Genomic DNA, 13,348 nt, shown 5'->3' with positions numbered 1-13,348 from the left:
ATTTCAATATGATCGGCTCAGAAGTTGTGATGTTTTCAGGGGTGATTCTTCAAATACCATTCACGGTAATCTTTGGGACTTTTGCCGCTGTTTTTCTTGAAAGAGGTGCTGAAATAGCTGGAGCTGGAATAGCCGACAAGCATAGCGATATCGGTCAGCTTCAGTTCGTTCTCTTGCAAAAGCAGTTCCGCCTTGGCCATTCTCAGCCTGGTGACATAGTCGCTGAACGTAATGCCCACATGCTGCTTGAACAGCCCGGATAAATAGGTCTCATTCAGATGAAACATTTCGGCGAGGGAAGAAAGCGTCAACTCGTAGGAGAAATTCTCCTCCACATATTTTCTGACCGCTTCGACCATATGCTGTCCGCTGGAGAAGCGGAGCTTCTTCACTTCATCCATGACAAGCTGCGCCAGCTCATCGATCTGCCCCCGTACGCCTTCACGCGACTGGTAATCGGCAATGGTCATCTGACAGTTCCACAAATACTTCTGCAGGGCGGAGCCGCCGAGCTCGAACTTTTTGGCGATGGAGCTGAACATCAGCAGCATCCGCAGGGCCAGAAAGGTGAACGCAAACATCGGCGTATCTCTTTCGCTGCTGAAAATGGTGTCAAGCTGCTGGCGGAAGGTGCTCATGTCCAAATTTTCAATCGCCTGCACCAGCTTCCGCTCCATCTCCGGGGTAAAAGCCTGCGTAAGCTCCATCACCCGGCTCCGTTCGCCCTCTCCATCTTTATACACGGTGCTTTGGCTCCAGGACAGCATGCACGAAGCATAACCGTTCTTCAGCCGCTTGAGTCCCTTCACTTCCTCGCCAATCCCCGTTACACATTCCAGCTTCAGGTAACTGGCGATGTTCCGTTTCAGTTCTTCTACGAACCGGTCCGTTCGACCCGCATGCTCCGGCCCCGACTTCATAATAACCAGAAAATACATCATCGCTGAATTGGTGACATCGCTGAATGGATAGATTCCTTTCCGCTTAGCAGCCGTCTCCCGGCATAACATCTGAAAAGCCAAATTGAGCAGATCCCGGCGCTCCTGCCGGTCCGCCATCCGCCCCGCCGGCACTCTCATCTCCACAGCGACAAACTGCAGCTTCAAATCATCCGCCGTCAGCGGGGTCAGCTGGAGCTGCTGCAGCCGTTCCTTGATAGCCGCCAGGCTGTACCACTCGTCTTTGACCATTTGCAGCAAAAAATTCTCCTGCAGCAGCCGCAGCTGCTCATTTTTCTGCAGCAGATCCTGCCGTGAGGCCCGCAGGTTTTTTTGCTCCTGTTCAATTTCTTCACCCAGCTTGCCAAGCAGCTCATTCAGTTCTGCGCGGGCTACCGGCTTCAGCAAATAATCCTTCACGCCAAGCTGTATGGCCGATTTCAGATAATCAAAGTCGGAGTATCCCGACAGCACAACCGTCCTCAGGAGCGGATACTTCTTTTTGCAGATGCGGATAAATTCAATGCCGTCCATCTGCGGCATACGGATATCGGAGATGACCAGCTGCGGCAACGGTCCCTGCTCCAGCAGCTGCAGCGCTTCATTGGCGCTTGAGGCCTCCGAGACAACCCGGAAGCCGGCGGCTTCCCAATCGATTTTGGCTTTGATACTGTTGCGGACCCCCTTCTCGTCATCCACCAGCATAATCTCATACATGATTATCACCTCTCTATCAGCGGCAGCTTCAGTGTAATGGTTGTTCCTGTATATAGCTTCGAATCAAGCACTGCTTCAAACTGCTCGCCGTAATACAGGCGGCAGCGGGAGAGCACATTGCGCAATCCGATGCTGTCCCCTTTATGATTTAAGATTCCCACACTGTTCCTAAGCTCCGTATCGGCAAGAATGCTGGCGATCAGTTCCGGTGTCATTCCTGGACCGTTATCCTGTATCTGCAGGTGCAGGCGCTCTCCACACACACTGGAGGTGATCGCCACCTCGGCGACCCCCCCCTTTTCCAGGCTGTACTTCACCGCATTCTCTACCAGCGGCTGCAGAATAAACTTGGCGATCAGCAGCTGATCCGCGGCGGAATCCTGCCGGACCGTCACCATCAGATGATCCTCATGCCGCAGCTTTAGGAGGAACAGGTAGTCACGGATGTAGCCCAATTCCTCGCTGACTTGTACCAGATCCGTATCGAGACTCAGCGAATAACGCATCATTTTACCCAGTGCTTCCGTGGCGTCCATGACCAGATCCTCTCGTTTCATCGCCGCCAGACCGCTTATGATCTCCAGTGTATTGTTGTAAAAATGTGGATTGATCTGCAGCAGGAGTGCTTTGTATTCGGCATTTTTCCGGCGCAGATTGGTCTCGAATTCTGTCTCAATCAGATACTTCAGCTGATGGGTCATCTGCTCAAATACACCGGCCACATAGTCCACTTCGCTCTGCCGTGATCTAACCTTTGGCATATCCTTCATCGCCAGCTCGAACTGCCCGTTTTTGACATGCCGCATGGCCCGGGCCATGGCACTTAGTGGCTTCGTTATGTCGGTGGAGAGCCACAGCGCGACAATAATCACAAGGATCAGTAGAACAAAGCTGGCAAGGAGCAGCGTTTCTTTGAGCTTGGTGATGGTGGCATACAGCTCCGCCTCCGGCACCTCGCCGACGATCAGCCAGTTCTGTGCAGGTAACCTGCGGTAAAAGAACAGATAGTCGGTCCCCCCTTGGCGAAGCGGAAAAATGCCGCTGGTCTCACCTCCGCTATGTTTCTGCAAAGCAGCAAGTCCGCCGCTAAGCACCTGCTCAGCTCCTGTCAGATCCTGATGGAGTACACTTAGGCCTTCAGCCGTCAGTAAAAAGGCTTTGCCGCTTTTGCCGAAGCTGATTTTATCCATATCCTGGCGCAGCAGTTCCGTAGGATAATTGATTTTGATCACTCCGACATCCTTAAGGGACTGGAGCTGCACCAAAGGGAGCACAAGGCTATTGATCTCCCGCGAACGCATGCTGTCGTCGGCCTGATCCCTGTCCTGGTGAGCCTGTGTCCAGCGCACGTCCTGCTCCTTAAACTGACTGTACCAGCTGCTCTTCAAATAGCTCAGGTCCTGTGTCCATAACCCGCCCTTTCCCTTCGCAAAGGTGGAAATGGAAATCACATTCGAATTATTGATCGCATAGGAGGATAACAGCTCGCGCAGCTTTTGCTTGGCCAGATACTTTTCACCCTTAGTGCTCTCATTGTTCAGATCGGCGGTTATCCATTCTTGTGTGATGCCGCTGCTCAGCACCTGGTTGCCCATATCCTCAATTTGCGTCAGCAGCGTGCTGACATGGGAGGCAAATTGGTCTATGGTCTGCAGAGTGGAAGTCTGGGTAGACTTTCGGATCTGCTCCGCCGATTCCTTGCTGAGAATAAAGACAACCGCCGTAATCGGAAGGATCAGCAGGATCGAAAAAGCCAGCATCAATCTGCTGCGTAACGAGTAGAACATGACAACCGCGCCCCTTGCTATCATTATGGTCCAAAAATTCAAAAGTACCCCACAACGTGGAGCTAAATCTTGAAGCTTCTTTAAGCTGAAAGAAGAAACAGCTTTACCGCCCTTTTTATAAAGGGCGGCTGCCGTTTCTACAATGTTTGGTAATTTAAATTATTTTTGCGGTAGATCTGCATACGCCTTGTCAATCTTTTTGATGGCGTCGGCAACGGATGCATCCACGTTGCGTCCGGCGATGGTCACTTCCTCAATCATCTTGTTTACCGCTTCGGACATTTGCGGGAAGATCGGTGTAATTGGACGCGGTCTGCCGAATTTCTGATTCTGTACGACAAAGATATTCTTCGGATATTGACCTAGCTCAGGGAACTCCTTGGCTACTGAATAGCGGGCCGGAATATCTTTTGTGATAGAGCAATAGGTCTTAGCCCCTTCAGAACCAGTCACCCAGTTTACAAACTGCCAGGCAGCTTCGGCATTTTTACTCTTCGAGGAAATGGCCAGCGACCAGCTTCCATTCGCGACAGCCTGCTGGGTTTCCTTCGGAAGTGGCGCGATATCATAATCTTCGCCTAATTTGAAATTAGGAAACTTGTCGGCATAATTGCCCAGTGACCAGGAGCCGTCAACCGTCATCGCCAGCTGGTTGTTCGGGAACGGATCTGGCGGGTATTCCAGAGAGGACACTTTATCTTTATTATACAGGTCGGAGAAGAATTGCAGCGCCTTTTTGGTCTCTGGCTTATCCAGGTAGCCTTTGGAGGTTGTTCCATCCGGGCTCATGATATCGCCGCCAAACTGCCAAATAATCGGATATTTAAAGTATGCTGTTGCTCCAGCATTACCGAAGCCTTGTGCCGGATCAATGCCGTACACGCCTTTGGCCGGATCGTTAAGCTTTTTAGCTGCATCCAGCACCTGATCCCAAGTCCAAGGCTCTTCCGGGTTCTTGGAGGGAAGAGGAATTCCCTTCGCTTCAAACATTTTTTTATTATAGAAAAGAGCAATGGAGGATTCGGTGAGCGGAGCCATGTAAATTTCATTATTATAGGTGTACGTGGCAATGGTCGATTCCGGAATATCCTCCAGGTTACCGTCCTTCTTGAAATAGGTGGTCAGCGGCTGTAAGGCACCCGCCTGGGCGTAAGAAGCCATATTCGGGCCGTCGATGGCCATAATATCAGGCGGATTGCCCGAAGCAATAGATGTTCTCAGCTTGGTGTCGTAATCGGCATACGGAATCGGACTCATCTCAACCTTGATATTAGGATGCGCTTCATTAAACGAGGCCACCAGCTTGTCATAGGCTGAATTTTCGGTGTCATTGCCCGAGTTTCTCCAGAACGTCAGAGACACCTTCTCTTCTTTGGGTGCTGACGAAGCTCCCGCCTCCGGCTTCGCGTTATCCCCTTTGCTTCCACATCCGGCGAGCAGTCCGCATGCCAACATCGCGCTTAGTACCACTTTACTCTTACTGTTCAATAATGCCCTCCCCTTTCAATCTACTGTCTGCGCTTACATCTGAATATTATCAGACATGCCCGATGATAAAATTCATTATCCTCTGCACTAAACTTTCAAAATGTTCGGTATTTCTAGCACCTGAGTGGACGCTGCGCGAACGGACCGTTGTTCCAATCGCTGTTTAAACGGGAAATGGACAATATTTATAAAAACGCAAAGCAGCGATCCTCTAAATACCAGGAGAATCGCTGCTTTGCTGAGATTTACCGTTTAACAATGAAGGTTTGCTACGACTCTTCACTTTTCATCATATGTTCTTCTCTATACTGGCCGGGACTTACGCCCACAACCTTCTTGAACACCTGGCAGAAATACCGCTGGTTATCATATCCGACATTTTGGGATATTTTGAAGATTTTGAAGCTGCTTTCTCTCAGCATCTTTTTCGCTGTCTGAATGCGCAGCAATGTAACATATTCCAGAATGGTCTGTCCAGTCGACTTGGAATACAAGTTGCTTACATAGGAAGAATTGAGCCCGAATCGTTCTGCCAATTGATCCAGCCCAATATTTTCATGGTAATGGGATTCAAGGTACGCTTTGATTTCTTGAACCACTTTTTCCTTCATGGTAGTCTTGGTTACACTCAAATAAAATTGCACACTCTTCGCTAAATCCTGCAACTGTTGCTGCAAAGACGCCCAATCCGGCGTTTCCAGTATCCTGTCCATCAGCTGCGTGCGGGCTCCGATCACTTTCTCAATCTTGATTCCAAAGTCCTGTTCGATCAGATCGAGCATCCGGTTTCCCCACTCTATGCCTGCCTTCTTCAGCAGAACAGGAGCCATCAGCCGTCCCGTCCCCCATTCCGTCCAACGTTCAAGCATCTCCTCGAACTCTTTCTGTTCGTAACGGATGAAGGATTGGATGTAGTCAGACCAATGGGTCAGCCACTGCTCAGATACGCGGGTAATCTCCTCTAAGCCGCTCCCCTCCATAACCGGAACCCCAAAGAATACCCCCATTTCACATGCCTTATCGGCTGCCGCAAAAGAGAGGTTTGCCTGTATGATTCCTGTTACCACCGGCCCCAGTCCAAACGACAATGAAATATCGTCCGCTGAGCTGTCATTCGAGAAGGCTTCGGCTGCAGCCAGCAAAATTTCTGTTAATGGCTCATTGTCCTCCATGGCCGCCATGCATAATAAGATGACTTTCTGCTGCTCGTACAGCAGCTCCACAACGATTCCGCGATTCGTCAAAAAGCTAAGGAGAGCATCCGTAGCGCCATTGTTCTTCATTCGTTCGAGCCACAGCGTCTCCGTGCTTCCAATCACGAGGACCGCAAACTGGTTATATCGTTCGTAGGGGGTCTGATCAAACGATGGGCGTTTGGCATGGACGATTAGATCTGTAAACGCCGCCCGGTCCAAGGCTGCCACATTCCGAAGCTCAGGGCGATTCTCCGTTGGATCCGCTTTACGCTCCAGACGCTTGAGCGCTCTCGAGACAGTCTTGGCTACTTCCTCCAGCTCTGCCGGCTTGATCAGATAATCCACCGCCTCCAGCTCAATGGCTTCTTTGGCGTATTCGAACTCGGAATACCCGCTAATGATGATACATTCCGCCTTACGGCCTTTCTCCTTCAAGGCACGGATCAGCTCCAGCCCATTCAGGCCGGGCATCCGAATATCTGTCAGCACAATGTCCGGATCGGACTGAAGAATCCGTTCCAGGGCTTGCTTGCCGTTAGTTGCCGTCCCCACGATCCCTATCCCATAAGCATTCCAGTCGATCACGGCCGACAATGTCTCCACCACCAGCTGCTCATCATCCGCTATAAAAAGTTTATACATGATGTAATCCCACCTTCATATAGCCCGGTCTTAATCCATTATTCCGATCCTTAGAGTAACTTTGGTTCCGATGCCTGGAATGCTGTCTATGCGCAGCCCGTGGTTCTGGCCATAATGCAATTGAATTCTTTCCTGGATATTCCTTAATGCATAGCCCTTAGGCTTCGTAACCGCAGGATCAAAGCCTACTCCATCATCCTCGACTTCGAATACAAGCGTATCTCCTTCGATTCGTCCCCGAATGTAAATATTCCCTTGGCTCTCCTTCAGCTCAATTCCATGAAAAATCGCATTCTCCACCAGCGGCTGTATCAGGAGCTTAAGCATGCGGATATGTTCAATTTCCGGTTCGAGCTCAATGGTCACCTCGAATTTTCCGTTATAGCGGATATTTTGAATCTCCAAATAATTTTTCACCTGGTCGATCTCATTGCGGATAGTGGTAATATAGTCCCCATTATTCAAGCTTAACTTAAACATGTTAGACAGCGACATAACCATTTTCGAAATGTTTTTGGCACCGATTCGTTCAGCCATTAGATATATGGAATTCAGCGTATTGTACAGGAAGTGAGGGTTGATTTGACCTTGCAGCGCGTGCAGCTCTGCTTCCCTCTCCTTCAGCCTGGCTTCTATTAATTTGTCTGATAATTCGGAGTTGGTGCGGAAGGTCCTCAAGAACTGATTGCCTATTTTCCCAATTTCATCTTCCTCCTGAAAGAGGATTCCTTCGATCATCTCCCGTTTGGCCGCTTTTCTGGCGACGGAGGACAGTAAAGTCAATTGCTTCGTGATACGCTTCGAGATCAAATACGAACCATAAGCGGCCAGCAGGAAAGCCACCATTGTCAGCGTGAGCGTAACATTACGTATCCAGACAATCTCCGAATTGATGTTAGAATAAGGGATCATGCTGACCACTTTCCACTGGGTTACCGGATTGGTATCGAAGGTGATGACATACCGTTCTCCGCCCATCGTTTCGATGCGGGTGCCCCGTTCAGGCAAGCCATAGAGCAGATTCATTTCTTTGGGAGGAAGCTGTTTCAGGCCGGCAGTGCGGGAATTATAATAAATGACTTTATTTTGCTCCAGGATCATCAAATTCCCGTTTTCCGCATTGGAAATATTTCGAAACATTTCATCGAAGACCCGCCTGTCGATTGAAATAATTAACATGCCGATCGGTTCGAGCGTCTCCAGGTTGTTTAACTGTTTACCGTACAGCAGCAGGTTCGGACTGTCCTTGACCAGCCGGACTTCATCGCTGTTCAGCCACAATCCCCGCCCGCCCATACCTCCCACCTGTTGATACCATTTCGTCCGTGAGACCGCCTGGTAGATATTGTCGTACGTTAACCTGTCCCATTGGTTCGTGGTAATCAGTTCCCTTTGCCCGCTGCCTACGTAAACGTAACGTATATAGGATTTGTTGTTGGTAATATTGACGATCAGACTGCGGGTCGCATTTTGAAGGTCATAGATCTCCTTGAAATCATTTTTAGTATAGGAAAGGAAATTCTGAACGTCACGGGAGGACAACATCAGCTTCGAGATCGCCTCCACATCATTCACGAACGTCTGGATATTCCAATTGATGGAGCCCAGCAAATTGGAGGTAGTATCGGACATCTTGTTTTCGATCACTTTGCTTAAATAGACGAAGGTTAAGGAAGCAATCAGGACAAGCGGCAGCAAGGAACAGGCGATGGACAGTATAATGATTTTGCTTCGGATGCTGATCGACAGGAACAGCCGGTGTATTTTCATGAGATCCCCCTGACCCAGCAAAGTTGCAGCCTGGTACTTTCAGTATACCCTCTGGCCAAGGGATGCGGGAGATCAACCTTTCGTTGCTCCTGCGGTCATGCCGGAAATAACGCTCTTGTTGAACATGAAATAGACCACCATCGTCGGAATGGTCGTGATGCTGATGGCAGCAAAGGTCGCTCCCCAATCCGTCAAACCGTACTGTCCAATATAATCCATTAAGCCAACTGGAATGGTCCGTGATTTCAGATCATGAATAAACGTATTGGCGAATATAAATTCATTCCAGACGAATATCAGATTCATAACGACAACTGTAACTATCGTATTCCGGGATAGAGGGAAAATCATCCGCCAGAACACCTGGTACACACCGCAGCCATCCATTACAGCGGCCTCCATGATCTCATTCGAAATGTATTTATAGAAGCTTACGAACAGATAAATCGAGATCGGCAGGGCAAAACCTACTTGTGGCAAAATAAGAGAAGCGAGCGTATTGATAATTCCTATTTTGTTATAAAGAATGAACAGCGGGATGAGCACGACCTGAATCGGAATCATAATGCCGCACAGAAATAAGAACAACACACTTTGGCTCCATTTAAAAGACATCTTCTCGATCACAAAAGCGGCCATGGCACTGAATAAGATCACAAGCACGATGGTCGTCACAGCGACTATGAAACTATTGGAAAAATAAGTCCCCAGGTTCCCTTTGCTCCACACATTGAAATAATTATCGAAAGTGTATTGGCTTGGCAGACTGAGCGGATTATCCCCTGAAAAATCATTAGGCCCTTTAAAACTGGAGATGAACACCCAGACCAGCGGATACACTTGAATGACAAGCAGAGCAAAGGAAACAACTAGAAGAACCGCCTTGGAATAGCCAGAAATTTTCATCATCAGGTCTCCTTACTGTCCATCATCCGTCTGATAAAGGCAACTGCAATGAGGCTTTCAATGACGATAAATACAGCCATCGCGCTGCCATAGCCGAAGTCCAGACTGGAGAATGCGGTTTTATACATATAGGTTGGCAACAATTCTGTTACGCGGCCAGGACCCCCGTTCGTCATGATATACGGGATGTCGAACCCTTTCAGCGCCCCCGTAGTAGCCATAATGATCGACACCATCAGAACCGGCTTGATTAGCGGCATTTTGATCGAACGAAACAGATTCCACGAAGAAGCTCCGTCAATTCTGGCCGCCTCCTCGATATCGGCAGGAATGGAAATTAACGCACTATACAGGATAATCATATAAAGACCGATATAACGCCAGCCTTCAGGTACCGATACCGCACTCAGAGCCCAATTCAGGTCGGACAGCCAAGGCTTGCTCCAGTCTCCAAGACCGATCTGCTGCAGACAAAAGTTCAGAATTCCGACCGGCTCAAACGAGTACACATTTTGGAACAACTGTGCTATCGCTACTGAGGTGATGATGGCAGGGGCAAAATATAAGGTTTTGAACAATTCTCTCCCTTTGGTGATATTGGTCAGCAAGATGGCAACCAACAAACCGAGCAACACCTGCATGGCTACAATAATGGAAACATAGATCAGATTGTTGCTGAACGCCTTCCAGAATGTCTTGTCGCCGCCGAACATCTTCGTGTAATTGTCAAAGCCGATATAGAGCATATCTGAAACTCCGTCCCAGGAGAAGAAACTGAAATACATCGACCAAAGGATAGGCGCCAGCACGGTGAGCAAATACACCAATAATGCAGGCAGCAGAAAGACGAGAGCGGCTTTGCGGTTGCGCAGGACTTTATCCATATGCTTGCTCATTCCCTAATTTTAGTTTTTTTATTGTACTTACAGCAGCCAACCGGCTTGCGGCTGGCCGCCATGTTTAGAATCGCTATTTGAAGTATTTCGGCGCGTTTTCTTTAATCGCCTGATCCATTAGCTCGGCAAACTCTTCCGGAGTATGGGCTCCCAGAGCCAGGGCATTCAATTCATTGCCGAGCAGCTCATTCGTGGCCGGATCAAGGCGCGTATCCCACGGGACCGCAAAGACGTTGCCGGATTTCGCGATTTCGTCCTGAATTTTATAGAAGAGCTCCGGCATCCCCTGCTCTTGATCCAGTGAATAATTGAAAGGCGAGAATTGGCCTTTTTCCGTATAGGCCTTCGGGTATTGCTCCAGAAGGAATTTGACGAATTCCTTCATCGTATCATCGAAGGTCTCCTGGTTGAAGGCAACGCCGATACCCGAGTTGATAAAATAATCATTGTCAGCCGTTGTGGCACCTTCCATCATGGGAAGCCGGAAAAACCCGATATTGTCCTTCATTTCTGCGCTTACTTTATCATTTACAAAGTTCATAGTTTCCCATGAACCCATGTAATACATCCCGGCTTTGCCGCTCAGGTACAAATCGCGCGCTGCGGTGTAATCCGTTGCAGTGAATCCTTGCTGAAAGTACCCTTTGGTGCCCAGATCGTGAACGAACTTAATCCCTTCCATGCCGGCCGGGTCCTTGAAGGATGCTTTGCCTTGCTTTACATTTTCGATAAAATCATTGCCTGTCATGCGGAACGGTTTGTACGCCAGGTACCGGAGAACCGGCCATTTATCCTTGCCGTCGACGGCAATCGGCGTAACCCCGCTTTGCTTCAGCTTCTCGGCAACCTCCATGAACTCATCGAACGTCTTCGGCGGCTCCAGGCCAAGATCCTTGAACATCTTGATGTTGTACCAGAATACCTCGATTCCATATTCTAGCGGGAAAGTATACATGCTGCCGTCTGCGAACTGCTGATATTGCAGGGCCACCGGACGGAAATCTTCATATTTCCCCAGCTCCTCCAGCAGTTTTTTCATATCGACCAGTTTGCCTTGCTCCACGAGCTTGGAAGCATAGGCATCCGGATCTGTATCAAACATGGCGGGCATCTCATTGCTCGCAATCAATGTCCGCAGCTTCTGCAGATAGGACGGGCGATCACCCGTGCCCTCCAGAACCAGCTCGAATTCCGGATGCGTCCTTGAGAACTCATCTGCAATCTCCTTTACAGTAACAGCCGGAGGGCTGTCTACGCCGCGGGCCACGAACCACTTGTATGTTTTCTTGTCCACCTTCTGCGGATTCGCCGATCCGGTTTCTGAAGCGCCGTTATTAGTATTTTTGCCTCCGCATGCGCTCACCATCGCCGCCAGGACAACCAGTGATAACGAGAGAGTCAGCCATTTGACATAACGTTTCATTTATAAGACCTCCTGTTAGTTGGGAACCGAAATGGATGCCTGTTCAAAATTCGCCCGGCCTTCCTGAACAAAACAGCCCCAGTTGCCGGTTTTTAAATTATACAAACGTGTAGTCAAGGCGACCTGGTCGGCCAAGTATACGACGCAAACCGAATTCTCCACAACGATCTCGATATTATAATCCGTATCGGCATGCAACTCTATGGGTACTTCCAGCTCTACCGCATGCGGGTGGTCTCCTTTGATATGCCACTGCATCTCACCCTCTATCCGGCGAGGCCACATATCGAACACCAGGCGGTTATGAATGGGTTCAAGGCGAACATAATAGGCATCGTCGTTGTCCTCGCTAACACGAAGCATAATACCGCAGCTTCTGGTTCCTTCGGAGAAGGATAACCGGGCCGAAATTTTGCAGATTTCCGGCATGGAACCCGCAGATACGCAAGAGAAGGTCTCGTCAGCCACCGCCGCTATGCCTCCCTCTGACTCCTTCCAATCCCCAAGCCGGGAGCCCCACACGGCAGCCTGTTCATTTGAAAAATGATGGGAGACTGTCTCCGGGATACGAACCGTTAATGTTCCATCCTGTTCCTGAACAAGTTCGTGCACGACCAAATTCCCCGCCCATTGCCAATCACCGTAGTCATCCTCGTTTTCCTTGCTGGGGTCCCAGCCAAAAGCATATCGCTTGTTCCCGTCACTCCATGTTTTGGCGGCATAGAACGCCCTGGCGTCAAACGCATCGTTTCTCGGTGCCGTCCAAGGACCGCTTAAAGATTTACTCATGCGGTAATGGGTGACAAACCGCTCCGAGAACGTGGAGTAAACCAGATACCACCATTCCCCGATTTGAAATAAGTCCGGGCATTCGTGCGTCACGTACATTTTCGGATTCCAGAACGGTTCGCGGATTTCCCATTGCCTCAGATCCTTCGAAGCACAGAGCCCGATGCTTCCCCGGCGCCGGGAAGGACCTTCTTTGTTCCTTGCGGCGAGAAGCATCCAGTACTCCCCCGCCTCTTCGTTCCAGAATACAAAGGGATCGCGCCAGTCATGCCTTTCATATTGAATTCCGTCGGAATAGAAGGTATCCTCGGGGATTTTCCGCCACTGCTCCATATCTGTGCTCACGGCGTGCATGACGCATTGGAGCGGCACCCCGTTCTCTACGAATTCCGGATTCGGATTGAGGCCGGTGTAGAACAGATGATATTCTCCCTGGGCTTCGATGATCGAGCCGGTGTAACAGTTGAGATCCTGCTCGCTCACACTTCCATGCTTCAGCATTTCGCCCATTTCTTCATAGTGTACAAAATCGCTTGTGCGGAGCTCAAACCAGGAAGTTCCCTCCCCATGAATACTCCTATTCTCCCTCCAGTCATGAAGATAGAACAAACGGAATGTACCGTCTTTATAGTAGGGAATGAGATCTCCCACCCAGGCTCCTGCCGGCCTGTAAAACAAATTCGACAATGTTTGCAACCCCTTTCTTTTAACGTGCCTTGAGTATATAACATTAAGAAAGCGCTTTATATTCCAAGTTCTTTATCCTGTGTTCAATATTTTTGGTTTTAAAAAAAAC

Annotated in this window: 9 protein-coding genes; all 9 read right to left on the bottom strand. The window is 49.4% G+C overall.

Features of this window, described 5'->3' with window-relative positions; genetic code table 11:
• Positions 1–35: 35 nt before the first annotated feature.
• Entirely contained in the window at positions 36–1,655 is a 1,620-nt protein-coding gene (locus tag MKX70_RS13295; RefSeq protein WP_340840168.1) for a response regulator transcription factor, read from the bottom strand.
• Between the two features lie 5 nt (positions 1,656–1,660).
• The gene (locus MKX70_RS13290; RefSeq protein WP_340840167.1) at positions 1,661–3,442 is read right to left on the bottom strand and encodes a cache domain-containing sensor histidine kinase; all 1,782 of its coding nucleotides are present in this window, start codon (positions 3,440–3,442) and stop codon (positions 1,661–1,663) included.
• 159 nt (positions 3,443–3,601) lie between these two features.
• A complete protein-coding gene (locus MKX70_RS13285; RefSeq protein ID WP_042238665.1) occupies positions 3,602–4,930 on the bottom strand; it encodes an ABC transporter substrate-binding protein in 1,329 nt (442 codons plus the stop codon).
• Positions 4,931–5,199: 269 nt separating this feature from the next.
• A complete protein-coding gene (locus tag MKX70_RS13280) occupies positions 5,200–6,768 on the bottom strand; it encodes a response regulator (RefSeq protein WP_340840166.1) in 1,569 nt (522 codons plus the stop codon).
• A 30-nt stretch (positions 6,769–6,798) separates the two neighbouring features.
• Positions 6,799–8,538: a cache domain-containing sensor histidine kinase gene (locus MKX70_RS13275; RefSeq protein ID WP_340840164.1), complete on the bottom strand. Its 1,740-nt coding sequence runs from the start codon at positions 8,536–8,538 to the stop codon at positions 6,799–6,801.
• A gap of 72 nt (positions 8,539–8,610) precedes the next feature.
• Positions 8,611–9,447: a carbohydrate ABC transporter permease gene (locus MKX70_RS13270; RefSeq protein WP_081956643.1), complete on the bottom strand. Its 837-nt coding sequence runs from the start codon at positions 9,445–9,447 to the stop codon at positions 8,611–8,613.
• Positions 9,447–10,328: a carbohydrate ABC transporter permease gene (locus tag MKX70_RS13265; protein WP_042238672.1), complete on the bottom strand. Its 882-nt coding sequence runs from the start codon at positions 10,326–10,328 to the stop codon at positions 9,447–9,449. The genes MKX70_RS13270 and MKX70_RS13265 overlap by 1 nt, the downstream gene beginning before the upstream one ends.
• Positions 10,329–10,413: 85 nt before the next feature.
• Positions 10,414–11,763 (bottom strand): ABC transporter substrate-binding protein, encoded by a 1,350-nt coding sequence (locus MKX70_RS13260; RefSeq protein ID WP_042139513.1) that lies wholly within the window; start codon positions 11,761–11,763, stop codon positions 10,414–10,416.
• Between the two features lie 15 nt (positions 11,764–11,778).
• Complete coding sequence (locus MKX70_RS13255) at positions 11,779–13,239, bottom strand: glycoside hydrolase family 32 protein (RefSeq protein WP_340783361.1); 1,461 nt, start codon at positions 13,237–13,239, stop codon at positions 11,779–11,781.
• Between the last annotated feature and the right edge of the window lie 109 nt (positions 13,240–13,348).

This window comes from Paenibacillus sp. FSL R7-0312, assembly GCF_038004445.1.
Classification (GTDB): Bacteria; Bacillota; Bacilli; order Paenibacillales; family Paenibacillaceae; genus Paenibacillus_AQ.
The sequence above is the reverse complement of the archived record's forward strand: the minus strand, read 5'-3'. Positions and strand labels throughout refer to the sequence as shown.